This is a genomic window from Bacteroides sp. PHL 2737, from assembly GCF_004115325.2.
GTDB lineage: Bacteria > Bacteroidota > Bacteroidia > Bacteroidales > Bacteroidaceae > Bacteroides > Bacteroides hominis.
In genome coordinates, this window is sequence record NZ_CP040630.1 from 5163590 (window position 1) to 5189005 (window position 25416).

The 25416-nt window shown below is 50.2% G+C and carries 17 protein-coding genes and 1 riboswitch; of the genes, 11 read left to right on the forward strand and 6 right to left on the reverse strand.

Going from position 1 to position 25416, the window contains the following annotated elements:
- Positions 1-28 precede the first annotated feature (28 nt).
- Positions 29-1195 carry a nicotinate phosphoribosyltransferase gene (gene pncB, locus DBK98_RS21465; RefSeq protein ID WP_032536744.1) on the forward strand — a complete coding sequence of 389 codons (1167 nt, stop codon included), beginning with the start codon at positions 29-31 and terminating at the stop codon, positions 1193-1195.
- A 23-nt stretch (positions 1196-1218) separates the two neighbouring features.
- Here the strand turns inward: pncB and DBK98_RS21470 are convergent, their stop codons facing one another.
- Together DBK98_RS21470 and DBK98_RS21475 are read right to left on the reverse strand one after the other, a co-directional pair.
- The gene (locus tag DBK98_RS21470; protein WP_032536743.1) at positions 1219-2430 is read right to left on the reverse strand and encodes a peroxiredoxin; all 1212 of its coding nucleotides are present in this window, start codon (positions 2428-2430) and stop codon (positions 1219-1221) included.
- Between the two features lie 752 nt (positions 2431-3182).
- Positions 3183-5441, reverse strand: coding sequence for a cation:proton antiporter (locus tag DBK98_RS21475; RefSeq protein WP_005808003.1), 2259 nt, complete (start codon positions 5439-5441; stop codon positions 3183-3185).
- Positions 5442-5620: 179 nt separating this feature from the next.
- Positions 5621-5835: riboswitch (cobalamin riboswitch) on the forward strand.
- A gap of 138 nt (positions 5836-5973) precedes the next feature.
- Between DBK98_RS21475 and accC the strand changes: the two genes are divergently transcribed.
- From accC to DBK98_RS21500, 5 genes are all read left to right on the forward strand, one after another.
- A complete protein-coding gene (gene accC, locus DBK98_RS21480; RefSeq protein WP_005808006.1) occupies positions 5974-7488 on the forward strand; it encodes an acetyl-CoA carboxylase biotin carboxylase subunit in 1515 nt (504 codons plus the stop codon).
- Between the two features lie 6 nt (positions 7489-7494).
- Entirely contained in the window at positions 7495-7995 is a 501-nt protein-coding gene (locus DBK98_RS21485; protein ID WP_005782744.1) for an acetyl-CoA carboxylase biotin carboxyl carrier protein subunit, read from the forward strand.
- A gap of 17 nt (positions 7996-8012) precedes the next feature.
- Positions 8013-9548: an acyl-CoA carboxylase subunit beta gene (locus DBK98_RS21490; RefSeq protein WP_032536741.1), complete on the forward strand. Its 1536-nt coding sequence runs from the start codon at positions 8013-8015 to the stop codon at positions 9546-9548.
- 139 nt (positions 9549-9687) lie between these two features.
- The gene (locus tag DBK98_RS21495; protein WP_005821482.1) at positions 9688-10572 is read left to right on the forward strand and encodes an AraC family transcriptional regulator; all 885 of its coding nucleotides are present in this window, start codon (positions 9688-9690) and stop codon (positions 10570-10572) included.
- A 213-nt stretch (positions 10573-10785) separates the two neighbouring features.
- The gene (locus DBK98_RS21500; protein WP_033572525.1) at positions 10786-11700 is read left to right on the forward strand and encodes a YncE family protein; all 915 of its coding nucleotides are present in this window, start codon (positions 10786-10788) and stop codon (positions 11698-11700) included.
- Positions 11701-11884: 184 nt separating this feature from the next.
- Here DBK98_RS21500 and DBK98_RS21505 read toward each other — a convergent pair whose 3' ends face one another.
- Positions 11885-12556, reverse strand: a complete 672-nt coding sequence (locus tag DBK98_RS21505; protein WP_032536739.1) for an isochorismatase family protein — start codon at positions 12554-12556, stop codon at positions 11885-11887.
- Positions 12557-12949: 393 nt separating this feature from the next.
- On the opposite strand from DBK98_RS21505, the gene DBK98_RS21510 reads away from it, so the two are divergent.
- Positions 12950-14563 (forward strand): serine hydrolase, encoded by a 1614-nt coding sequence (locus DBK98_RS21510; RefSeq protein ID WP_032536738.1) that lies wholly within the window; start codon positions 12950-12952, stop codon positions 14561-14563.
- Between the two features lie 111 nt (positions 14564-14674).
- Here DBK98_RS21510 and DBK98_RS21515 read toward each other — a convergent pair whose 3' ends face one another.
- Complete coding sequence (locus DBK98_RS21515) at positions 14675-16306, reverse strand: PAS domain-containing sensor histidine kinase (RefSeq protein ID WP_005808018.1); 1632 nt, start codon at positions 16304-16306, stop codon at positions 14675-14677.
- A 239-nt stretch (positions 16307-16545) separates the two neighbouring features.
- Between DBK98_RS21515 and DBK98_RS21520 the strand changes: the two genes are divergently transcribed.
- The gene (locus tag DBK98_RS21520) at positions 16546-17394 is read left to right on the forward strand and encodes an AraC family transcriptional regulator (protein WP_032531656.1); all 849 of its coding nucleotides are present in this window, start codon (positions 16546-16548) and stop codon (positions 17392-17394) included.
- 134 nt (positions 17395-17528) lie between these two features.
- Here DBK98_RS21520 and DBK98_RS21525 read toward each other — a convergent pair whose 3' ends face one another.
- On the reverse strand, positions 17529-19022 hold the full coding sequence (locus tag DBK98_RS21525; RefSeq protein WP_032536737.1) for an IMP dehydrogenase: 1494 nt from the start codon (positions 19020-19022) through the stop codon (positions 17529-17531).
- Between the two features lie 415 nt (positions 19023-19437).
- On the opposite strand from DBK98_RS21525, the gene DBK98_RS21530 reads away from it, so the two are divergent.
- Positions 19438-19671, forward strand: a complete 234-nt coding sequence (locus DBK98_RS21530) for a hypothetical protein (RefSeq protein ID WP_022011580.1) — start codon at positions 19438-19440, stop codon at positions 19669-19671.
- A gap of 285 nt (positions 19672-19956) precedes the next feature.
- Here the strand turns inward: DBK98_RS21530 and DBK98_RS21535 are convergent, their stop codons facing one another.
- Positions 19957-20808, reverse strand: coding sequence for a helix-turn-helix domain-containing protein (locus DBK98_RS21535; RefSeq protein ID WP_032536736.1), 852 nt, complete (start codon positions 20806-20808; stop codon positions 19957-19959).
- A 150-nt stretch (positions 20809-20958) separates the two neighbouring features.
- Between DBK98_RS21535 and DBK98_RS21540 the strand changes: the two genes are divergently transcribed.
- Together DBK98_RS21540 and DBK98_RS21545 are read left to right on the forward strand one after the other, a co-directional pair.
- Positions 20959-22068, forward strand: a complete 1110-nt coding sequence (locus DBK98_RS21540; RefSeq protein WP_032536735.1) for an efflux RND transporter periplasmic adaptor subunit — start codon at positions 20959-20961, stop codon at positions 22066-22068.
- Positions 22069-22201: 133 nt separating this feature from the next.
- Positions 22202-25411 (forward strand): efflux RND transporter permease subunit, encoded by a 3210-nt coding sequence (locus DBK98_RS21545; RefSeq protein ID WP_005782769.1) that lies wholly within the window; start codon positions 22202-22204, stop codon positions 25409-25411.
- Positions 25412-25416 lie beyond the last annotated feature (5 nt).

Consider the following 25416-nt stretch of genomic DNA (forward strand, 5'->3'; position numbering starts at 1 on the left):
ATATCGTTTTACCAATTAAAAGAATCCAATGATTATTCGTACCATACTCGATACAGACCTTTACAAATTCACTACCTCGTATGCTTACATTAAACTATTCCCGTATGCGATGGGCACTTTCAGTTTCAAAGACAGGGATGAAACTGAATACAGCGACGAGTTTGTAGAAAGACTGAAAACTGAAATCAGTCGCTTATCGCATGTAGCACTGACCGGAGAAGAACTGGAGTACATGGTGAAGAACTGCCGTTTCCTCCCCAGAGTCTATTGGGAATGGCTCTCTTCTTTCCGTTTCCAACCGGAAAAAATAGAAGTCCGTTTGGACGGAGATCGACACCTCCACATAGAGATCAGTGATTACCTTTATAAGGCAACGCTTTATGAAGTACCTTTACTTGCCATCGTTTCCGAGATAAAGAATCAATCATCCGGCAATATCGCCAGTATGGGAGATATCTTGTGTAAACTATCCGAAAAGGCAGAACTATCCAACAAGCATCAACTGTTTTTCTCTGAATTCGGAACACGGAGACGCTTCTCATTCGACGTGCAGGATCAAGTCATCGGACACCTGAGACAAACAGCCCGCTATTGCATCGGCACCTCCAACTGCCATTTCGCCATGAAATACGGCATGAAACCCATGGGTACACATCCGCATGAATGGTTCATGTTTCATGGAGCACAATTCGGTTATAAACACGCCAATTACATGGCTCTTGAAAATTGGGTAAATGTATACGACGGGGACCTCGGCATCGCCTTGTCCGACACCTATACATCTGCCATCTTTTTAAGCAACCTGAGTCGCAAACAAGCCAAATTGTTTGATGGTGTAAGATGTGACTCAGGCGATGAATTCAGGTTTATCGACCGATTGACTGCCCGTTACAAAGAGTTAGGCATTGACTCGACTACCAAGACAATCGTATTCAGCAATGCACTGGACTTTGACAAAGCACTGGACATTCAGGAGTATTGCCGGGGAAAAATCCGCTGTTCATTCGGTATCGGCACAAACCTGACTAATGATACCGGATTCAAGCCATCAAACATCGTCATGAAGCTATCGCAGTGCAAGATGAACCTGAATCAGGAATGGCGCGAATGCGTGAAGCTATCAGATGACATAGGGAAACATATCGGCAGCCCGGAAGAGGTACGTGCCTGTTTATACGATTTGCGGCTGGAATAAACTCCAACCGCAAATGCATTTTATCATAACAGTGCTTTGATAGCGTCCGTTATCTCTTTATCGGTTTTCTCCATTCCATATCCCTGAATGACTTTTCTGACCACCCGGTCCTGATCTAATATAAAGAAGAAAGGTGCCGCGCCATATGTCCGGTATGACTTGACAATACCTTCATCACCACATAAGAATCTATAGTTTATCTGGTTCTTATCCGCATAAGTCCGCAGCGAATGAGGTTTGCGTCCCCAAGTTTCTATAGAAACCACTTCAAATTCATCGGCATTAAACTTCTCTTTCAGCCCGTTCAGAAAGGGAATGGATGCATGACAAGCACCGCATCCGATACCGGTCAGATTCACTAAAAGCACTTTACTCTTAAGATTAGATAACGACACCGGATTCTCGTACATATCTTTCAACATCCAGTCGGGAGCTTTCTTCCCTATAAGTTCTCTTGCCGAAAGTTGGGTAGTCTTTCCTTTCTCACCATACTTGCGGATTTCATAGTCTTGGGGCAAATAATCATATAAGTTAAAATCGGCCATGGACAATTGATTCAACACTACATCCGAACATATATTGGCAGAAATCTGATGCGACATTTCCCTGCGGACTTTATAAGGCAAATCATCCGATTTATTAATCCACAGTTCGTAAATCGAGGTCGGGTCCTCTAAGTCAAAAGGAGGTTTCGGTATATAATATGCCTTTCCAAAAAATTCAACCTGTTTGTCTTCATGTATCACCAACTTGAAGTAATACGCTTCTCCTAAATCCTTCCATTCGGTTGTGATGCTATCCCCCGTACTCAAAGCATATCCGATGATATTCCGGCTGTAACAGAAAAACGGAGGACCCACCAACCTGAAAGGAAGTTTTCTGGTCGTGAAATCATCGATCATAATCCCTTTATGCTCATGAAAACTTATCATTTTCACTTTTCCATCATAACCAAATTCAAATCGTGTCGTATCTTTGGCGTTAAGAGCCACATAACTTGCACCGATAGTCGAATCAGAAGGATTAGTGTATTCTTTAATAAACCGAAAAGAATTAGTTATAGCAGTCGTATCACCGGGTTGCCAGGACTGAGATTGTTCATGGTAAGAAGCTGATTCTACCTTATCAAGATTACTTAGAACTTTTTTCAAATAAGTTCTCATATCCACATCATTCTTACCACAGACATTCATGACTAATAAGAATGAAATAACAGATAATAAAATGGACTTCATAGTACTTTATATTTTAGACATACACAAATATAGCCAATGAAAGTAGAAATCAACAACCGGCATCTTAACTTTTATACTTAATAATAATATTATAATATCTACTAACTTTTCATAGAAAGTCAGAGTTTTAAAAGCCTAAAAACAAACAGATGCATATATCTCTATTTTAACATCAAAAAAAAACTATTTTCCCTTTTTGAACAACACACTTTATATTAAAAACCGGTGCAGCAGAAGAATACAACGCATAGATATGACATTTACATACAGAAAGTTGCCTCATATTGAGTAAATATGCTATTTCATATAACAAAAGACCTTACTCTTTTCCAAAAAGAAGTAAGTGTTTTCCCGAAAAGAAGTTAGTCTTTTATTCGGAAGAAGCTAATCTTTTGTCCGAAAGAAGTTAATAACGCAAAAAGAAGGCGTAAAATACAAGTTTCCTGAAATTATCGGAGGCTTCAGAAGGGATATGTGTCAACTATCATTTTAAAGGTTCAATCCGACCTACAACGACAGAAGATGTCTAAAAACAAGGATCACCAACCATATGCTTGATAAAAAGGTAAAATCACATCATTTTGATTCTGTCTGATGGGAAAATAAGAGTCTTTTCGGAAGCAGTCGCAAACGAGGCCGGAAAGAAACGAATACAGACCGTATTGAAAATACAGAATGATACTTCATTGTGTATCTGTCAAAATGCAAATTTTCGCCTCAGCCGTTTTCCTTTCCTCTGCTCTTTACCACTCTTACTTCTTCCGCACCAAAAACTGCCTGATCTTCTCCCTGTCTCCTACCACCCAAACCAAATCTCCCAATTGGAAAACTATAGCCTGATTCACCGGAACCAATTCACCCTCTCGTTCAAGGGCTACGACGAGACTATCATATCTTTTTCCTAACCGGGACTGGGCAATGCTTTTGTTCAGAAACGGAAAATCTTCATCTACCGTGAATGAATGAAGCGTCACATCTTGTTTTATGTTCTTTTCATCCGGCAAATCCTGTCTGTTCTCAAGTTCCGTCCGGAACTCTTGCAGCTGTCCGCCTGTTCCGACCACTACTAACTTATCCTGCGGATAAATTCGTTCGGAACTTTGTGGAATGTATATTCTCCGCTCCCCTCTGACAATACTTACTATATTGACACCAAACTCCCGCCTGAAAGGGAGTTCATCCAATGACTGACCGATATAAGACGAATAAGGAGACACCCAAACGGAAGTCAGCTCAACATCTTTGTCATTAAACTCACTGTTAAAACGACTTTTCAGAGGATAACGTTTGCGGGCAGCTTCTTCCCTTCCGTTCAGATTGGTCAGGAAGTGTGTTTCCAGATGCGAATATTGCGTGAGGTTCTCCCTGAAAATAAGAATCAATGCCAATACGGCAACGGCTATCACAATGCCTATCCCATAATTGAGGCTGAAGTAACTGATAACGACCCCTGCAATGAAAAAGACGGCAACCGACACACGGAACAAAATCAGCGCGACCAACCGTCCGTGATTGTAATTATCATCATTCCACAACTTTAAAAATACATCCGGGGAATTATACTTATCTGAAACAAGTGCCCACAGGAAAGGTGTCATCAACAGAAGTGTGACCAGACACATCCCTATGTTTACCCATCGCCCGGGAGCATCGAACATCTCATTTATCGTGGGATAAACAGTTTGCACAGACAATAACCAAATCGCCGTGAGAAGGACACTATAGATAATCACTCTTCCGACAATCGTCTTCAACAACCGCTTCCAATCGCTGTCATGATTGACCGTCTTCTTACCGGAAGCATAGCGGTCCAGACTTTCCCTGGTTTTAGGCGGAAGTATTTTATAAAGCCATTCGGCAAACGGATTTGCCAACCGGATGAAATAAGGAGTTGTGAATGTAGTAATCACCGATACCGCAACAATAATCGGAGGGATAAAACTATCCAGTACTTTGAGTGAAGCCCCCAGCCCTGCGATAATGAAAGCGAACTCTCCTATCTGAGCAAGGCTGAATCCTGACTTGACGGAAACCTTCAACGGTTCACCGGATAATAAAACTCCCAATGAAGAAAATATGGATTTACCCACAAGAGTTACCAAAGTAATGATGACCACCGGCCAGGCATACTGCACCAAGACAGCCGGATTGACCAACATACCGACAGAGACAAAGAAAATAGCTCCGAAAAGATCTTTCACCGGCTGGATGATATGTTCTATGTGTTCGGCCTCAACCGTCTCGGCAAGGATAGATCCCATAATGAAAGCACCCAGTGCAGCCGAGAATCCTGTACGGGTAGCCAACACAACCATTCCCAGACAAAGTCCCAGCGAAACGATCAGTAAGGTTTCGTTATTCATCAGCCGTTTTGCTTTTTTCAAAAAGAACGGAAGGATAAATATCCCAATCAGGAACCATAGGATCAGAAAGAAAACAACCTTCAACACACTCATCAACAGCTCTTCACCTACAAACTCCTTACTCACTGCCATTGTAGAAAGGATGACCATCATCAGGATAGCGATCAGATCTTCAACTACCAATGTCCCGAATACAACACCCGTGAAGCGTTGGTTACGTAAGCCGAGATCATCAAACGCTTTGATAATAATCGTTGTTGACGACATAGACAACATACCCCCCAGAAAAATAGAATTCATTGTGCTCCAACCTAACAGATGTCCTACCATATAACCGATCAGCAACATGCTGATAACTTCGGTGGTTGCCGTGATAAAGGCAGCTGACCCGACATTTATTAATTTCTTAAAACTAAACTCCAACCCAAGGGCGAAAAGTAAAAAAACAACTCCTATCTCAGCCCAGATATTGATGTTCTCAATATCACCTACAGTCGGGAAAATCTGCACGTAAGGTCCCGCCAATAATCCGGCGACGATATATCCCAGTACCAAGGGTTGTTTCAACCATTTGAACAAAAGAGTAATGATACTTGCGGACATCAGTATTAGGGCAAGGTCGGCAATTAAGGTAGGTAAGTGTGACATGGCATGTATATTTCGTTAGTAATTCATTCCGTTTATGCTCTTTTATTTGTAAAAAAGAACAATCGACAGTCTATTTGTGTTTCGTCTATATGACATTTATTTTGAAACAAAGCGCCGTTGGTCATTGCACAAAATTGAACTTTTCGTGCAAAAAGTATCCACTCTATCCAATATTTCTCTATATTTGTCCCCGAATTGGTTCGGAATCCGTGGTCAACGGACGAAGATTAAAAGGGAATCGGGTGTAAATCCCGGACAGTCCCGCTGCTGTGAAGCTCTATATAACATCTTATCAATAAACCAATTACAAACCACTGACGGAAAAAGAAACGTCGGGAAGGTCCGATAAGATGTAGAGTCAGTCAGAAGACCTGCCATTCAATGAATAAGAGCTTTTTTACCTCGTGGGTTAGGAAAGAAAGCATCGTTGTTAAGCCCCAAATCGTAGAAATACTGTGTTTTCATCGGGTGGACTCATGTCCGCAGGGTGGAAAGCATGAATATGTGTATTCCATTTAATTGAGAAATGAATATGATTAAAAGAATCTTAGTCGCCAACCGCGGCGAAATAGCCGTGAGGGTGATGCGCTCCTGCCGGGAGATGGAAATAACGAGCATTGCCGTTTTCTCGGAAGCGGACCGAACAGCGAAGCATGTGCTCTATGCCGACGAAGCTTACTGCATCGGCCCGGCAGCATCGAAAGAGAGTTATCTGAATATAGAAAAGATTATCGAAGTGGCAAAGTCGTGCCGCGCAGACGCCATCCACCCGGGATACGGGTTCTTGTCCGAAAATGCAACCTTTGCCCGTCGTTGTCGTGAAGAGGGGATCATCTTCATCGGTCCGGACCCGGAAACCATGGAGGCGATGGGAGATAAGATTTCGGCACGTATCAAGATGATAGAAGCCGGTGTACCGGTGGTTCCGGGTACTCAAGAAAACCTGAAGAGCCTTGAAGAAGCGGTAGAACTCTGCAATCAAATCGGTTATCCGGTAATGCTGAAAGCCTCGATGGGAGGTGGTGGAAAGGGTATGCGGCTGATTCATCGTGCAGATGAAGTGGAAGAGGCCTACACAACCGCCAAGAGCGAATCACTTTCGTCATTCGGCGACGACACGGTTTACCTGGAGAAATTTGTAGAAGAACCGCATCACATTGAGTTCCAGATTCTGGGCGACAAGCATGGCAACGTGATTCATCTGTGCGAACGTGAATGTTCGGTGCAACGCCGCAACCAGAAGATTGTGGAAGAGAGCCCTTCGGTGTTCGTCACTCCTGAACTACGCCGGGATATGGGAGAAAAAGCAGTGGCCGCCGCCAAAGCCGTGAACTATGTCGGAGCGGGAACCATCGAATTTCTGGTGGACAAGCACCGCAACTATTACTTCCTGGAAATGAACACGCGCCTGCAAGTGGAACATCCGATTACCGAAGAGGTAGTCGGCGTAGATTTAGTGAAAGAGCAGATTAAAGTGGCTGAAGGACAGGTGTTGCAACTGAAACAGGAAGATATCCAGCAACGCGGACATGCCATCGAATGCCGCATCTGCGCAGAAGATACAGAAATGAACTTCATGCCCAGCCCGGGTGTCATCAAGCAGATTACGGAGCCAAACGGCATCGGGGTGCGCATCGACAGCTATGTATACGAAGGTTACGAGATTCCGATTTATTATGACCCGATGATCGGCAAGCTGATTGTATGGGCAACCACACGCGAATACGCCATCGAACGAATGCGCCGTGTACTCCACGAATATAAGCTGACAGGAGTAAAGAACAACATCAGTTATCTGCGCGCCATCATGGATACTCCCGACTTTGTGGAAGGACATTACGATACGGGATTCATCAGCAAAAACGGGGAAGTGCTCCAACACTGCATCACTCGTACCAGCGAACGTGCAGAGAACATCGCACTGATCGCCGCTTACATGGATTACCTGATGAACCTGGAGGAGAATAACAGCGGACTGGCTGCGGACAACCGCCCGATCAGCAAATGGAAAGAATTCGGACTGCACAAAGGGGTATTAAGAATATAGAAGAGTATGGAAATACATATAGGAAATCGCGTGGCCGAAATAGAACTGGTCAGCAAAGAAGATAACAAAGTGGTACTCACCATCGACGGAAAAACGTTCGAAGCGGACGTTGTCATGGCAGAGAACGGGAATTGCAACATCCTGATGGACGGACGCAGCTCCAACGCCCAACTGATTCGCAAAGAGAACGGAAAGAGTTACAAAGTGAATACACACTACAGCAGTTTCAATGTCGAGATTGTGGACAGTCAGGCAAAATATCTGCGGATGCGCAAGAAAGGTGAAGAAACACAGAACGACCGCATCATTTCGCCCATGCCGGGCAAGGTAGTGAAAATCCCCGTCAGTGTGGGACAGGAGATGAAAGCCGGAGAAACTGTCATCGTCATCGAAGCGATGAAGATGCAAAGTAACTACAAGGTGACTTCGGACTGCCGGATTAAAGAGATTCTGGTACAGGAAGGTGATAATATCGCCGGAGACCAGACGCTGATAACGTTAGAATAACGAATAATAGAAAGACAATGGAAGAAGTAAATAAAGCCTATGCCACGTTCGAAGAGCGTGACCGTATCGCTTCCCAAGGCGGAGGCGCTGCCAAGATTGAAATACAACATGCGAGCGGAAAGATGACTGCCCGCGAACGCATCGATATGTTACTGGACAAGGGAACATTTGTGGAACTTGACAAGCTGATGGTGCACCGCTGCACCAACTATGGCATGGACCGTAACAAGGTTCCGGGCGACGGTGTGGTGTCGGGTTACGGAAAGATCGACGGCCGTCAAGTGTTTGTCTACGCTTACGACTTCACCGTTTACGGTGGTTCACTCTCGGCATCGAATGCCAAGAAGATAGTCAAGGTACAACAACTGGCTTTGAAGAATGGCGCGCCGATCATCGCACTGAACGACTCGGGCGGTGCACGTATCCAGGAAGGAATCGAAAGCCTGTCGGGCTATGCCGACATCTTTTACCAGAACACGATGGCAAGCGGCGTGATCCCGCAGATTTCGGCTATCCTCGGTCCATGCGCCGGAGGTGCCTGCTACTCTCCGGCACTGACGGATTTCATCTTTATGGTGAAGGAGAAAAGCCATATGTTCGTCACCGGACCGGATGTGGTAAAGACGGTGATCCACGAAGAAGTCAGCAAAGAAGAACTGGGCGGTGCCATGACGCACAGCAGCAAGAGTGGTGTAACGCATTTCATAGCAAACACCGAGGAAGAATTGCTGATGTCGATCCGCGAGCTGCTCTCCTTCCTCCCGCAAAACAATATGGACGAAACGCGCAAGCAGAACTGCACCGATGACATCAACCGCGAAGATGCATCACTCGGCAGCATTATCCCCGCCGACCCGAACATACCGTATGATATGAAAGAGATCATCGAACGGGTTGTTGACGAGGGCTACTTCTTTGAAGTGATGCAGAACTTTGCCAAAAACATCATCATCGGTTTTGCCCGCTTAGCCGGACGCTCGGTAGGTATCGTGGCCAACCAGCCGGCATACCTGGCGGGTGTGCTCGACATCAATGCCAGCGACAAGGCAAGCCGTTTCATCCGCTTCTGCGACTGTTTCAACATTCCTCTGATTACGTTCGAAGACGTTCCGGGCTTCCTGCCGGGATATACGCAGGAGAACAACGGCATCATCCGCCACGGTGCCAAAATAGTGTATGCCTTTGCCGAGGCCACAGTGCCCAAGCTGACTGTGATCACCCGCAAGGCCTATGGTGGCGCTTACATCGTGATGAACTCCAAGCAGACGGGGGCGGACGTGAACTTTGCCTACCCGAGTGCGGAAATTGCCGTGATGGGTGCCGAGGGAGCCGTAAACATCCTGTTCCGCAAGGCGGACGCAGAGAGCAAAGCCAAAGAACTGGATGCCTACAAAGAGAAGTTTGCCACTCCATACCAGGCTGCCGAACTGGGATTCATCGACGAGATCATCCTGCCGAAGCAAACCCGTAAACGCTTGATACAGGCATTGGAGATGACGGAAAACAAAATGCAGACGAATCCGCCGAAGAAACACGGAAACATGCCGCTGTAGGCACAGCAGGCGGACCAAGCAGAGAGAGGGTATATGCGCGGGGGCAAGGCGACCGGAACAAGATTTCGCACGTCTCCCCGCATTTTTCAGGAAGTTTTATCCTATATTTGCGTCAGCTAACTCCAAAACCTTTCATCTTATGCCCACTAAGCGCCTTTTCGTCCCCGATGACATTCTCCGTCCGGCACAGCCGGGTGAAAACAAGAACATACGCCTGCTCCAATACGTCAACTCTACCACACAGGAAAACTTCGACGCTTTCCTGACGCACCATGCCCTGGTATACATCCTCTCCGGGGTGAAGCAGATCAAGGTAGGGAGCAATCAGTTTGACATCCGCCCCGGAGAACTGTTTCTGATACCAAGGGGAGAGTACGTGATGTCGGAATACATTACCGGCGAACATGGGTTCCGCAGCCTGATGTTGTTTTTCAGCAAACGGGTTGCGCAAGGACTGGCCGAACAACTGAGCGGATGTTTGCCGGAACGTATATCGGAAAGGATGCCGACAAAAAGAGAAGCCATAAAGATCATTCCCCACAACCGGGAAATAGAGAAACTGTTTTCTTCGTTGGAGGAATACAGCAAGAGTAAGAGTCCGTTTATGTGCGAACTGATCCGGCTGAAATTTACCGAACTGGTATACCTGCTTCTGGACAGTCCTTACCGGCAACTAATAGCTTCCTTCCTCCTGGATGCGGCACGAAGCGAAAGCCCGGCACTGTCAGCCGTGCTCGACCGGCATTTGTATTCCCCGGCCACCGTCAACGAACTGGCTATGCTTTCCGGCAGAAGCCTGTCGAGCTTTAAGCGGGAGTTTGCCCAGGAATATGGTGAAGCTCCCCGCGGATGGATACGCAGAAAAAAACTGGAACGCGCTGCTTATCTGCTCGACACGTCGGACAAAACGATCGAAGAAGTAACGGACGCGAGCGGATTTGTAAGTGCGGCACACTTTGCCCGGCTCTTTAAAGAGCAATATCAGATGACACCTACTGAATATAGGGGGAGGAATGATGAATGATGGGCGAAAAGCGATGAACGATGGACGAGAAGTGAGAAATGGAGATGATCGAAGACCTATATATAAGGTGTGGGAAGCTGCCGGAACGAAGCATTCGTAAACGTACCCTGAACCAAACAGACCGGAGACTGAACCAAACGGGCAACAACCCGTTCTCTATTTGCCTGTATCTTTGCTGCATGAAATTCATCTTATGAAATACAAGATCAGCTTATGAAAACTAAATTCTTTACTCCCATCCTATTGATCACCTTCTCGGCTACCGCTCTGTGTTGCCAAAGCAAAAAACAAAACCAGCCGACGGAAAAGGTACAGCAACCGGAAACAACGATCATCAGTGACAGCATTCGTTTCTGCGAAAGCACGTACCCCTATCAGGGAGGTATCCTGATCGCCAACTTCGGAACGGAGCAGCTCAATCCACTCAACACGGAAGGCAGGGGATACATCGCCTACCATAAAGATAACCGGACGGAAATCCTGATTCCTGCCGACGGCAACCTCTCCGGACCGAAAGGAATGTTTGTTCGTGACGAGCACCTGTTCATCTGCGACGTCAACAAAATCGTAGTCTACAACCTACAAGCACCGGAGAAAGCACCGCAAGTCGTCCTGCTGCCCGAAGGCAACCTTTTCGTAAACGACCTCGTGGCGGAAGGGAATACACTTTATGCTTCTGTCACCAATACAGGAAAAATCTTCAGCATCGACATCAGTGACCCGGGCGCAGTAGGGATTCCTGCCGAATGGGTGAGCATCGCCGGACCTAACGGGCTGATTATCGAAAACGGAACCATGTACGTCGCCTCTTATCCCGCTGACGGGAAGACAACGGACAACAATGTCATCTATCAGATTACCGACCTGAGCAAACCCGTTCCGGAGAAGTTCATCACCACCCCGGGACAATATGACGGTATCGCCCTCTCTGCCGACAAGAAAACGATGTACATCACCAACTGGACACCCGCACAAGTTTGTGCCGTCGACATGAATACCCGAAAGATCACGCCACTCGACATTAACCCGGAGAAACCGCTGTCCGGCCCGGCAGATATCACGGTAGCCTCTGGAACGATGTATATTCCGGACCTGCCCAACAGCAGGGTCATCGTTTATCCAATGTAAGATTCGGTTCATAATCCGTCATTACTTATACTAAGAATTCCCTTATCCCAGCTTTTCCCATCCATTGAGAAAGTTGAGATAAGGGAATCTTCCGTCTATTGGAAGGCCGTTTTCGGGATGATTATCCTTTCAGGAACTCCGCTCAGAGAGCCCCCCCCGATTAACGGCCTATATAACCCCGTGCTCACCGCTCCCGCATCTCTGCCACGAACTCGTCGGTGGTGTAGACCTTCTCCGCCAACAGGGTGAAGTTGATGAACGCTGCCGTATCGGCGTCCAGTCCGGGGAGCTTGGCAGAGGCCGTGGCGTCAAAGATGACGGCTGCCTCGAATCCGCGTTCCTGCAACTCGCGCAGATGGGACTCCGCGCAGAGGTTGCCGGACATGCCGCACACCACTACCTTGTTCACCCCACGCTTGCGGAGTTGAAGAATCAGGTCATTGTTTTCCGGCCCGTACAGTTTGTGGGGTGCCGTGACGATGATATTCGTGCCCCCGTCGATATAGGGTTTGTAGAGTTCCAGCCAGTCGGCACCCGAACCTTCGAAACCCTCGCCGGTCAACTGTCCCCGGCGTTCGAACATGCCCATGTCGTGCATCAGTTTCTCGATGGGACCTTCGAAAAGCCATTGGTGATCATGCTTATAGTAATAGTGCGGGGAGATGAATACCAGCATGCCTTTTGCGGCTGCCACCTCGAAGATGCAGCGGAGGTTTTCCACCGTGCCATTCTTCTGTATATTCTCTCCGAAAGCGCCCCAGCCCAGACCGTTCTCGCTCAGGAAATCGTTCTGCGGGTCTGTCATTACAATCGCTGTGTGTCCGTCGATGACGAACGGGGTGTTGATACCTTCCATAATCTTTTTTTGTTTTTAGACGTTTATACTCCTTTTAGCTCAGGGTGCGGCGTCGGTGTACCGCTTGTTTTCCGACTTTGCAAAGATCGGCATTCCACACAGGACAGGAAAGGGCCATATGGCCGGATAAGTTAGCAATTCTTCCCGAATAAGAAGAAAATCATGCTATCTTACCCTATGAGGAAAGGAAATGGATCAGAAGAGGGAACGGAGACACCTATTTATATATAAAAGGCTTATAACAAACAGGTTTTAGAGAGTGGAAACGCCACTCTTCCCCGCCTTCGGGAACAATTGCCTATTCAATGTGTGATATCGCTCTTTCCCGAGCAGCGATAAGCACCGATCTTTGCAACATCAGATTTAAACAACTAAAACAATCCCGCGAACGTTATGAAAAAGAATTTATTAATTTTAGTCGCACTGCTGACTTCGGCAACGATCTCGGCACAGAACGGAGGAACCATTATGAAGAAGTATGAGAACCAATTGCCGCAAACCGGCAGGGGAAATGTGCACGTTGCCTACCAAGGCAAGGCCATCGACCAGATGATTTACGATTTTATGGAAGAACAGGGAATACCGGGCATGACGCTTGCCATCGTACAGGCGCCTTACATCCCCCGGGTGGTGGGCTACGGAGTGACTGATTTCACGAAAGGAAACCTCGCCGCCGCCAAGACGCTTTGGCCCATCGGCCCTATCTCGCAAGGATATGCTGCCGTGGCGGTGATGCAACTCTACGAACGGGGCAAACTCGACCTGAACGACCCCGTCGGCAAGTACCTGAAGGATGTGCCGGAAAGCTGGAAACCGGTCAGCATCCTCCAGTTGATGCAGCACAGCTCGGGCATCGCCGACTACCGCGCGCAGAAGGGTTTCGACGTCTCTGCCGATTATCGTCCGGAACAGTTGATCGAGACCGTAGCCGCACTGCCACTGGGCTTCGAACCGGGAACGGATGTGAAGCAGAGCGCCACGAACTTCCTGCTGCTGACTTCCATCATCGAGAAGGCGGGCAAAATGCCTTACCACGATTTCGTGAAGAAGTATCAGATTGACTACCTGGGACTGCGGCAGACTTTCTTCGGAGAAGACCTGGCGAAAGTAAAACAGGAGGACGTGACCACTACGGGCAACGTGCACCAGACATTCAAGAAGGACCGGGACTATATCAACCCCTCGGAAACAACGACCGGATACGTTGAAAAAGACGGCCGGCTCGTCGCAGCGCCTGCTGTCAGCCCTACGGCACTGAAAGGTTTCTCCGACATCTGGGCATCGGCGGAGAACGTTTCCCATTGGGACATCGGACTGGCGGGAAGCGCCTTGATCGAGAAACCGGAAAACCGTGACATCATGTACAAGCCCACCCGGCTGGCCAACGGCAAGGTGGTCCCCGCCATGGCAGGCTGGCAGTTCTATAACCACAACGGGCTGATGGACATCAAAGGCGACGTATCGGGACATTCGGCTTTCCTGAGCCGTTTCACCGACGCTTCGGAACTGGTATGCGTCACCCTGCTCGCCAACAAGGAGGGAGTGGACCTGACGAACCTGGGACGCCGCATTGCCGCCGCTTTTGACAGCGCCAAGATGGGCACGGGAGCCAACGATAACCTACTTTACACCTACGAGAGCCAGTTCAGCGTAGACGAGACCATGGGACGCATTGAGCAGACGCTCCGGGCAATGGGAATCCCTGTCTTCGCCAAATTCGACCACGGAAAGAACGCAGAAGAGGTAGGCTTGACGCTTCGCCCGAACCAGGTGATTGTCTTCGGTTCGCCGAAAGTGGGCACAAAGCTGATGCAGGACAATCCGAGCATCTCGATCGAATTGCCGCTGAAGATCTCCGTTTGGGAGGATAAGAACGGCAGTGTATGGGCCACTTTCCCACAGATGCAGGTGATGGCGGCCGAATACGGGCTGGAAGCGGAACCGGTGATCGGAAAGATGCAGGAATTGCTGGAAAAGATCGTGATTAAGGGGGCAAGCGTGTATTGACTCCATGCCCGAGGGCATTCTTAAAATAAACACAGAAACGGGGAAATCACAAGCGGTTATGGGACAACGCGCAACGTGACTTTCCCCGTTTCATTCGGGTCCTCCCCGTTTCTATTTTCCTCCTACCGGCAAGCAGACTTCAAACCTCGCCCCCTCACCCGCTTCGGACTCCGCACGAATCTCTCCGCCGAAATGTTCCACAATCGTCTTGCAGATGGCAAGTCCCAACCCTGTTCCTTGAACAAAAGAATCTCCTTTATAAAAGCGCTCAAAAACATGCGCGATCACCTCCTCCGACATTCCCTTCCCGGTGTCTTCGACAAACAGCTCTACGTCCTTCTCCCCCCTCCGGCGATAGCCTATCCGGATGCTGCCCCGGCTCGTAAACTTTATCGCGTTATTGATCAGATTGTTCACCACCTGCTCCAGCCTTACCGGGTCCGCAGTAATCGACACATCCTCTGCGGGCAGATCCGCAATCAGTTCTACACCGGGCTTCACGTTCAGACGCTGCATGCGGGCTATGTCGGCAAACATCTTGTTCAGTGAGAAAACCGAAACGTTAAACTCCATGGTGTTCGATTCAATCTTCGAAAGATCCAGAATATCCGAAATCAGGAACATCAGCAACTGCCCGTTCTTCTCTATCAACGCAGCATACTCCTCGATGTCCTCCGGCCTTAAATCGGACTGCTCGCTCACCAGCAGTGTGGAAAAACCCACGATGGCATTCAGCGGAGTACGGATCTCGTGACTCATATTGGCCAGGAAAGCACTCTTCAATCGGTCGCTCCGCTGTGCCTTCCGGAGGGCATCGTTCAGCCTGTCCTCTATATCTTTATGCCGCTGCGTACTCATGCAGATACCTACAATACGGAACGGCAGATCCGACAGTTGCCCCACATAAGTAGACTGCCCCTCGAACCACTCCCAGCCCCCGTCTCCCCGGCGCAGACGATAAGGTACGGGTGCCTCGTACAAGTTTCCCGTCAACTGCCCGGCAAGGGCGTCGAAAAGTACCTTCCGGTCATCGGGATGCACCAAGTCGGAAAACTGTTCCATGGTCAGTGTATAATCTTGAGTCGGAATCTTCAGGTAGTCGAAATAACGCGGGTCAATCACCATCAGGTTCCGCTCCATGTCGAACGACCAGGAAAAGATATGTGTTTTGCTCAGGGCGATATTCAGCACATGCCGTTGCGTCCGTTCTTCAAGCACATTGCGCAGGTAGACGATCATCTTGATCAAGCGCCCGCTTTCATAAATCCCCACAATGCCGCCTTGAATCAGGAAGCTGATATTGGAACGGGGTTCGCGAATGAAGCAATTGGTAGAAAACAAAATGTTGCGCTTTCCGCTCTGTATCTCTTCCAGAAACCGGGGCAAAAGGTTCTCCTTGTCCTGGATCAGTTCGATGATGTCAACTGCCTGCCGCCCGGCAACCTGCCTCAAATCCAGTTGCAGTTCTTCCAGCAACAACTTGTTCATCCGTTCTATCTTCCCGTCAGCGCCGAGGACAAGAATGCTCAGCGGCCACACATCAAACAGTTGCCTGCATACGGCATCTCCCACCAGCGCCTTTTTGAGCGCCCGCCTCTGCCCGTAGAGGCACTTCACCGCCACACACAAGGCAAACACGACAATAAGCAGCAAAACAATAACCGTAATCAGACTATTGTCCCCAATGGCCAAAGAAGAAAAAAAGACAGGAAAAACAAAGGTGTTGAATGAAGATCGGTTCATATAAATTCAGTTGTGTCAAGGCACAAAGATCGTACTAATATCAGTTATCGGCAACGGATCGGGTTGGAAATAATATTCTATTATTCTCACAAAATATTCCATCGTGTACGGATTGACCACTTTTAACTATGACAGGAAAAGCCCCGTACAGAATTAACAAGTCATTAACTATATTAGACCATAATATAATGACTTTTGCAACCAAAAAGGGATCTCAGCGTTATAGCAAACAAAAGAACATGCTTACTCCAGAATTAAATATATCGGCCAATTTCACCACTGCCGACCGCATCAGCAGCGAAACACTGTGGGCATATTGTGCCGAACTCAAAAAGACAAAAGCCGTCATATTTGCCCTCTGCATACGGGGGCGTGTCAAGGCAATGATCAACCTGGTGCAATACAATATCGGTCCCGGTACGATGATCGCTATCCCCTCAGAAAGTTTCGTACAAGTGCTGAAGACATCGGACGATGTGCAGCTGCATGCGGTACTCTTTTCACTTGCGTTCATCCACGAAACCCACTTGGACAGATCGATCATCCATACGTTCTACATCATCAACGAACACCCCTTGCTCCCATTGTCCCCGAAAATTTTCGGCATCTACGTCCAGACTTTCGCGCTTTTGACACACATCCATAAAGACGCTCCGTTCCTCTTCAGTCATGCCACACTGAAGTCTATGCTTGAAGCACTCCTACAGGGGTTCACAGAGCTCAGTCAGCGAAAAGCGTTGTCGCAGGTAGCGCCCGCCAACAAACATTCCGCCGTCTTTCGCCAGTTTGTCCGACTGGTACAGGAGAATCATGCCCGCCAACATCAGGTACAGTTTTATGCGGCCGAAATGGGAATGAAATCAACTACCCTCTGCCACATCATAAAGAAAGAATCGGGCGGACAGACAGCAATGGAAATCATCAACAGTATCCTGATCCTGGCTGCCCGAACCCTGCTGCGAACCACACCCACTCCGGTGAAAGACATTGCCTTGAACCTGGGATTCAACAACGCGGCGTTCTTCAATAAGTTTTTCAAGAAGCAAGTGGGGATGACCCCACAGAAGTTCCGGAACGCAGAGAAATAAGGTCAAACCTACGAAACAGGCGGACCGAAACGAGTTTCAACAACTATACAGTCATCTCAAACCCCGTATCCGTCCGCCTGTCCTATATTATTCGCACTTATTGGATGGCCTGTGTGCGGATAGTGAAAAGTTTATTATCCTTTTTCCTTCAGAATCACGTCGTGTGCCCCGCCTTCTACGATACTGGTAGACGAAACCAATGTAATCTTGGCGTTTTGCTGCAAATCGGGAATGGTAACGGCACCGCAACTGCACATCGTAGCTTTGATCTTGCTCAGTGTGGCAGCCAGATTATCTTTCATCTTACCGGCATAAGGCACGTAACTATCGACTCCCTCTTCGAACTTCAAAGATTCCGTTCCGCCCATATCATAGCGCTGCCAGTTCTGGGCACGGTTCGAACCTTCTCCCCAGTACTCTTTCACATAATTGTTCTTGATGCAGAGCTTCTTTGTAGGCGATTCGTCGAAACGGGCAAAGTAACGGCCCATCATCAGGAAATCGGCCCCCATGGCAAGGGCAAGCACCATATGATAGTCGTGCACCAGTCCGCCGTCGCTGCAAATAGGCACATAGATGCCTGTGCGTGCCTGATATTCGTCACGGGCACGAGCCACGTCCTGCAAGGCAGTCGCCTGTCCACGTCCGATACCTTTCTGTTCACGGGTGATGCAGATAGATCCACCGCCAATGCCCACTTTCACGAAGTCCGCACCGGCTTCCGCCAGATAGAGGAAGCCTTCTTTATCTACCACGTTACCGGCACCTACCAGTACTTTATCCCCATACTGCTGCTTGATCCATTGCAGAGTCTCATATTGCCATTCCGAATAGCCGTCCGAAGAATCGATGCAAAGCACATCCACTCCTGCTTCTACCAGAGCAGGTACACGTTCCTGATAGTCACGGGTATTGATACCGGCACCCACCAGCAATTTCTTATCGGGGCTTGACACCTCGTTAGGGTTTTCCTTGTGGCTGTCGTAATCTTTGCGGAAAACGAAATAAGCCAGACGGCCGTCCTTGTCGATGATGGGAAGAGTGTTGAGTTTGTGGTCCCAGATAATCTGGTTCGCTTCGCTCAGTGTCAGTCCCACTTCGCCTACAATCAGCTTGTCGAAAGGGGTCATGAAGTCTTTGATCTTTTTGTCCAGCGGATCTCTGGAAAGGCGATAGTCGCGGCTGGTTACCAATCCCAGAAGATGTCCGTTCGGTGTGCCGTCATCCGTGATTCCGATGGTAGCGTGTCCGGTCTGACGAAGCAGGCGAAGTACATCATCCAACGTATGTTCCGGTGTCAGGTTCGAGTCACTGGTCACGAAACCGGCTTTAAATTTCTTCACTTTCCGCACCATTTCCGCCTGACTGGCGATGGGTTGCGAGCCGAAGATAAACGAGAGTCCTCCGTTGCGTGCCAGCTCGATAGCCAGTTCGGGACCGGAAACCGACTGCATGATTGCCGAAACGAAAGGAATGTTCAATTCGATTGCTGCTTGTGTGCCTGCCGCATGTTTCACCAGCGGGGTGCGTAAAGATACATTGGAAGGTACACACTGTTTGGTGGTAAGACCGGGAATAAGTAAATATTCACCGAAAGTTCTTGATACTTCTTCTACGTAAACTGCCATAAGATAAGTTGTTTTTTGGCATGCAAAATTACATCTTTCTTTTTAATTATGTGACAGGGACAGGGGTATTTTTTTCAATTATCCCTTCACAGTATCCTAATTCTTCTGCCGTCCGTCCATTCAGGCACGGATATTATTGATAAGTCTCAAACGTATGTCCCCCTTTCCGGAGTTGGTCGGCATATTGCTGCAAGGCGGCATCGGATATGCCCAAAGGTTCTGACAATACAGACATAGCCTGATTTCTTTAGTTCACCGGCAAAGGTAATACAAACCGGACTACGTCATGCTTTCCTTATAGATTTAATCCGAAACCGGCATCCCTGCTTTTAAATTAACAGAAAACAACGCCATTTAGCAAACACTTTCGTACCTCCGGTGTTATTCATTACCATACTATAAATAACTACCGCTTATGTCACAAGAAATGAAAGCATTCTCCGGAATGAAAACTACACGGAATTTCAGTTTCAGTCATTCCGAAGTCATTATCAACAGCACACCGGGCAGAAAAGTTGTTCTGGAATCGACTCTGTTGGAACAGTCGCCAATTGAAAAAGGATGTGGAGATACCTCTTCACAGGCATGGAAGGCGACTCCGGCAGAAAGCCGGACAAGACCTGTGTATAACGAAATCTGGTATACATAAGCAACCGCCTTTCCTGTTTTTATTCAATCACACACAAGAACCGGATACTTCGGTTCCATCCGGAGAATGCGTCGTTTGGATGCGCATCCTACAGGGGGACATCTGTTACCTTGAATGCCGACTTCATTTACGTGCCGGGATAAACGGTTTTACGTGCCGGGGTAAATGGCTTTACGTACCGGGGTAAACGGTTTTACATTGAAAGAAAAATATAGGTAAATACAATCTGCTGATTATCAAGATTACCGGGACGGATGTCGCAACTACGCATTTCCCAGAGAACTCCTATTTTAGACCCGCCAACCTCGCCCTGTACTCCATCGGCGAAACCCCTTCGTGACGTTTGAAATACCGGCCAAGATAAGATTGGTCGGGGAAGCTCAGGCGGTCGGCTATCTCCTGGATACTGAGGTCGGTGGACTGGAGGAGGACTTTGATCTCCAAGGCCGTGAAATCATCAATCACTTTTTTGGCTGAGCCGCCCATAAGGGAGCGGCAGATGCTCGTCAGGTATTTGGTAGAAATGCAGAGACGGTCAGCGTAGAACACAACGTCGCGCTGCGAACAACAATGCTCGTGCACCAAGGTGACGAACTTATGAAAAAGTTCGTTTGGACGGTTGCCGCCTTCGATCTCTTTATGGGTGAAAAGGCGGTGCACTTTGTCGTATACATCGAGCAGGAAGCTTTGCAGGTGGTTGCGGGCTATCTGGTTGCGGAAGCGGTGGTCGGTGTCGGCAAAGATGGCGCCGGTGGCGTGCAGAAGACCATTGATGGGGGCGGTAAATTCGGGAGGGAGCGTATAGCAGGGCTTCTCCTTGAGGAAGCGGAAGAAGGAGGGTTCGAAGCGGATGCAGGCTTCACGGAACATCTCGATGTGGGAGGCGAAAAAGGAGATCTGCAGGTCGTCGCTCTTCTCTTCAAGGGTGATGACGGAGCCGGGCAGGAGGACAACCTGGGTATTGGGGGTGATCTCGTATTTCTTCAGGTCGATGGCAAGCGTGGCATGACCGCTGCGGCAGTAGAGAATGATGGCACAGTTGAGCTTGTGCAGCCGGTTGTAGAAAGGGGCGAAGTCGTCGGTTCCTGCCACGAAGGGCTGGTCGAGAGTGAGAGTGAGCAGATTACTTTTTTCCATATCGTGTTCTTTATTTCGCCTGCAAAGGTAGGTCTTTTTAGTGAATTAGGCGAAAAGTTGTTCCGATTATGAACAATAGTGAGGCGGGTATGAAAAGCTGCCGAAGGGGAAAACGCTCTACCTTTGCCGCGACAAAATTAAATAGGAACTATGATTGAAAAGGTAAGTAAAGTGAAACAGGCCGTGATACTGGCCTGCTGTCTGGCCGTCGGGGGATGCAAGCAAGCACCGCAGGCAAACGTGGAGTCGGGATACAAAGTGATGACCCTCGCGCCTGCCGACCGGACGCTATCGAGTACGTATTCGGCAACGATACGCGGACGACAAGACATCGAGATCTATCCGCAGGTAGGCGGTACGCTGACGCAGGTGTGTGTCAGCGAGGGGGAACGGGTGAAACGGGGACAGTCGCTGTTCGTCATCGACCAAGTGCCTTACGAAGCTGCCTTGCAGACTGCCCTGGCAAACGTGGAGGCGGCAAAGGCGTCGCTGGCCACGGCACAACTGACGTATGACAGCAAGCAGGAATTGTACAGGCAGAACGTGGTGTCCGCCTTCGACCTGAGCACGGCAAAGAACTCTCTCCTGGCAGCGCAGGCACAACTGGCGCAGATGAAGGCACAGGAGGTGAACGCACGCAACAACTTATCGTATACGCTGGTGAAGAGTCCGGCGGACGGAGTAGTGGGCACGCTGCCCTACCGGGTGGGAGCACTGGTGAGCGCCAGCCTGCCGGAACCGCTGACTACCGTTTCGGACAACTCGGACATGTACGTCTACTTCTCGATGACGGAAAACCAGCTCTTAGGACTGATCCGCCGTTACGGATCGAAAGAGGAAGCCTTGAAACAGATGCCGGAAATCGGCCTGCAACTGAATGACCGTTCGGACTATCCGCAGGCGGGACGGATCGAGACGATCAGCGGGGTGATAGACCGCACGACGGGAACGGTGAGCCTGCGGGCGGTGTTCCCCAACCGGGAAGGGCTGCTGCATAGCGGCGGCGCCGGAAACGTGATCGTGCCGACGGAGAAGACGGGAGCGCTGGTGATTCCGCAAGCGGCCACATTCGAAGTACAGGACAAGGTATTTGTATATAAGGTAGTGGACGGCAAGGCGCAATCGGCTCCGGTACAGGTGACGCGCGTCAACGGCGGACAGGAGTACATCGTGGAGAGCGGGCTACAGACCGGTGACGTGATCGTGGCCGAAGGCGTCGGACTGCTCCGGGAAGGAACGGTTATCAACGAAAAACGGTGAACGCTCATCGTATGCAATAAAACAAAGAACAAGACTCACCACAGAGTGACACAGAGTTTCACAGGGTTCTCCTTCGTTGATTTCCACTCTGTGGAACGCTGTGGTAAATCAAATCCCAAACTATAAACCCATTATGAACTTACGAACATTCATCGAACGGCCCGTCCTATCGGCCGTTATCTCCATCACCATCGTCGTGGTCGGGATCATCGGGCTGTTTACGTTGCCCGTCGAACAATACCCGGATATTGCCCCACCAACCATCATGGTCTCCACCAGCTACTTCGGAGCCAGCGCGGAGACGTTGCAAAAGAGTGTCATCGCCCCGCTCGAAGAGGCCATCAACGGAGTGGAGGACATGACGTATATGACCTCCAGCGCCACCAACGCCGGAACGGTCTCCATCACTGTCTACTTTAAACAGGGAACCGACCCGGACATGGCGGCGGTGAACGTGCAGAACCGGGTCTCCAAAGCCACGGGACAGCTCCCCTCGGAGGTGAACCAGGTGGGTGTCACCACCTCGAAGCGGCAGACGAGTATCCTGCAAATGTTCTCGCTCCACAGCCCGGACGACTCTTACGACGAGGCTTTCCTGGCCAACTACATCAGTATCAACCTCAAGCCGGAGATTCTCCGCATCTCGGGCGTGGGCGACATGATGATCATGGGAGGCGACTACAGCCTGCGCATCTGGATGAAACCGGACGTGATGGCGCAATACCGCCTGATCCCTTCGGACGTTTCGGCGGTGCTGGCGGAACAGAACATCGAGTCTGCCACCGGATCGTTCGGCGAGAACTCCGACGAGACGTACCAATACACCATGAAGTACAAAGGCCGCCGCATCACCCCGGAGGAGTTCGGCGAGATCGTGATCCGCTCCACCGACGACGGGCAGGTGCTGAAACTGAAGGACATCGCCACCATCGAGTTAGGACAGGAAAGCTACGCCTACAGCGGAACGACGGACGGGCACAACGGTATCTCGTGCATGCTCTTCCAGACTGCAGGCTCCAACGCTACGGAGGTGAACAACCGCATCAACGACTTCCTTGAAGAGGCGCGCAAAGACCTCCCCCGCGGAGTGGAACTGACGCAACTGATGTCCAGCAACGACTTCCTCTACGCCTCCATCCACGAGGTGGTGAAGACGCTGCTCGAAGCCATCCTGCTCGTGATCCTCGTCGTATACATCTTCTTGCAGGACATCCGCTCGACACTGATCCCGCTGGTGGGCATCATCGTGTCGCTCGTCGGTACGTTCGCCTTCATGGCGATGGCGGGATTCAGTATCAACCTGATCACGCTGTTCGCGCTGGTACTGGTCATCGGTACGGTGGTGGACGACGCCATCGTGGTGGTCGAGGCCGTGCAGGCACGGTTCGACGTGGGCTACAAATCGTCCTACATGGCGAGCATCGACGCCATGAAAGGCATTTCGAACGCCGTCATCACCTCGTCGCTGGTATTCATGGCGGTGTTCATCCCCGTATCGTTCATGTCCGGCACATCGGGGACGTTCTACACGCAGTTCGGACTGACGATGGCCGTAGCGGTAGGCATCTCCGCCGTGAACGCCCTGACACTGAGCCCCGCCCTCTGCGCGCTGCTGCTGAAACCGTACATCAACGAGGACGGCACGCAGAAGCAGAACTTCGCCGCCCGCTTCCGCAAAGCGTTCAACGCGGCGTTCGACGTGGTGATAGACCGTTACAAGGGCATCGTGCTCTTCTTCATCAAGCACCGTTGGCTGACGGGCGGACTCCTCGTGGCAAGTATCGCCCTGCTGGTGGTGCTGATGAATACGACGAAGACCAGCCTCGTGCCCGACGAAGACCAGGGCGTGGTGTTTGTCAACGTCAGCACCGCCGCCGGCAGTTCGCTGCGCACGACGGACGAGGTGATGAAGCGCATCGAGCAGCGCATGGAACAGATCCCGCAAGTGGAACACGTGCAGAAAGTGGCGGGCTACGGACTGCTGGCGGGCCAGGGAAGCTCGTTCGGTATGTTGATCCTGAAACTGAAACCGTGGGACGAACGCCCCGGAAAGGAAGACAACGTGCAGTCGGTCATCGGCCAGGTATACGGACGGACGGGCGACATCAAGGACGCCACCGTATTTGCCATCTCACCGGGAATGATCCCCGGCTACGGTATGGGTAACGCCCTCGAACTGCACATGCAGGACAAGACGGGAGGCGACGTGAACACCTTCTTCCAGACCACGCAGCAGTATCTGGGCGCGCTGAACCAGCGTCCGGAGATCGCCATGGCCTACTCCACGTTCGACGTCCGCTACCCGCAATGGCTGGTTGAGATAGATCCGTCGAAATGCAAGCGCTCGGGCATCACCCCCGACCAGGTGTTGAGCACCCTCTCGGGCTACTACGGCGGGCAGTACGTGTCCAACTTCAACCGCTTCTCGAAAGTATATAAGGTGATGATCCAATCCGACCCGCAATACCGCCTCGACGAAGCTTCGCTGGGCAACACCTTCGTGCGGATGTCGAACGGCGAGATGGCGCCTCTGAGCCAGTTCGTGACGCTAACCCGCACGTACGGAGCCGAGTCGCTGAGCCGCTTCAACATGTACAACTCCATCGCCGTGAACGCCATGCCGGCCGACGGTTACAGTACGGGTGACGCCATCCGTGCCGTACAGGAGACAGCCTCCACCGCCCTGCCCAAGGGCTACGGCTACGACTACGGAGGCATCACCCGTGAGGAGACGGAGCAGAGCGGCACGACGGCGATCATCTTCGGCATCTGCTTCCTGATGATCTACCTGATTCTGAGCGCGCTCTACGAGAGCTTCCTGATCCCCTTCGCGGTGCTCCTGAGCGTGCCGTGCGGACTGATGGGTTCGTTCCTCTTCGCCCGCCTGTTCGGTCTGGAGAACAACATCTACCTGCAAACGGGACTGATTATGCTGATCGGTCTGCTGGCCAAGACGGCCATCCTGCTCACCGAGTATGCCGCCGAACGCCGCAAAGCGGGCATGGGGCTGATAGCCTCCGCGCTGAGCGCCGCAAAAGCCCGTTTGCGCCCGATATTGATGACGGCACTGACGATGATCTTCGGGTTGTTCCCGCTGATGGTGGCGAGTGGCGTAGGGGCAAACGGTAACCGTTCGTTGGGAACGGGCGCCGTGGGCGGTATGGTCATCGGTACGCTGGCACTGCTGTTCATCGTGCCGTCGCTCTTCATCGCTTTCCAGTGGTTGCAGGAACGCATTCGTCCGATACAGACCGAACCGACGCACGACTGGCAGATCGAGGAAGAGATCGCAGTGAGCGACCGGGAAAAGAAGGAAGCGAAAGGAGGGGCTTTGAAGGAATAAAGGGT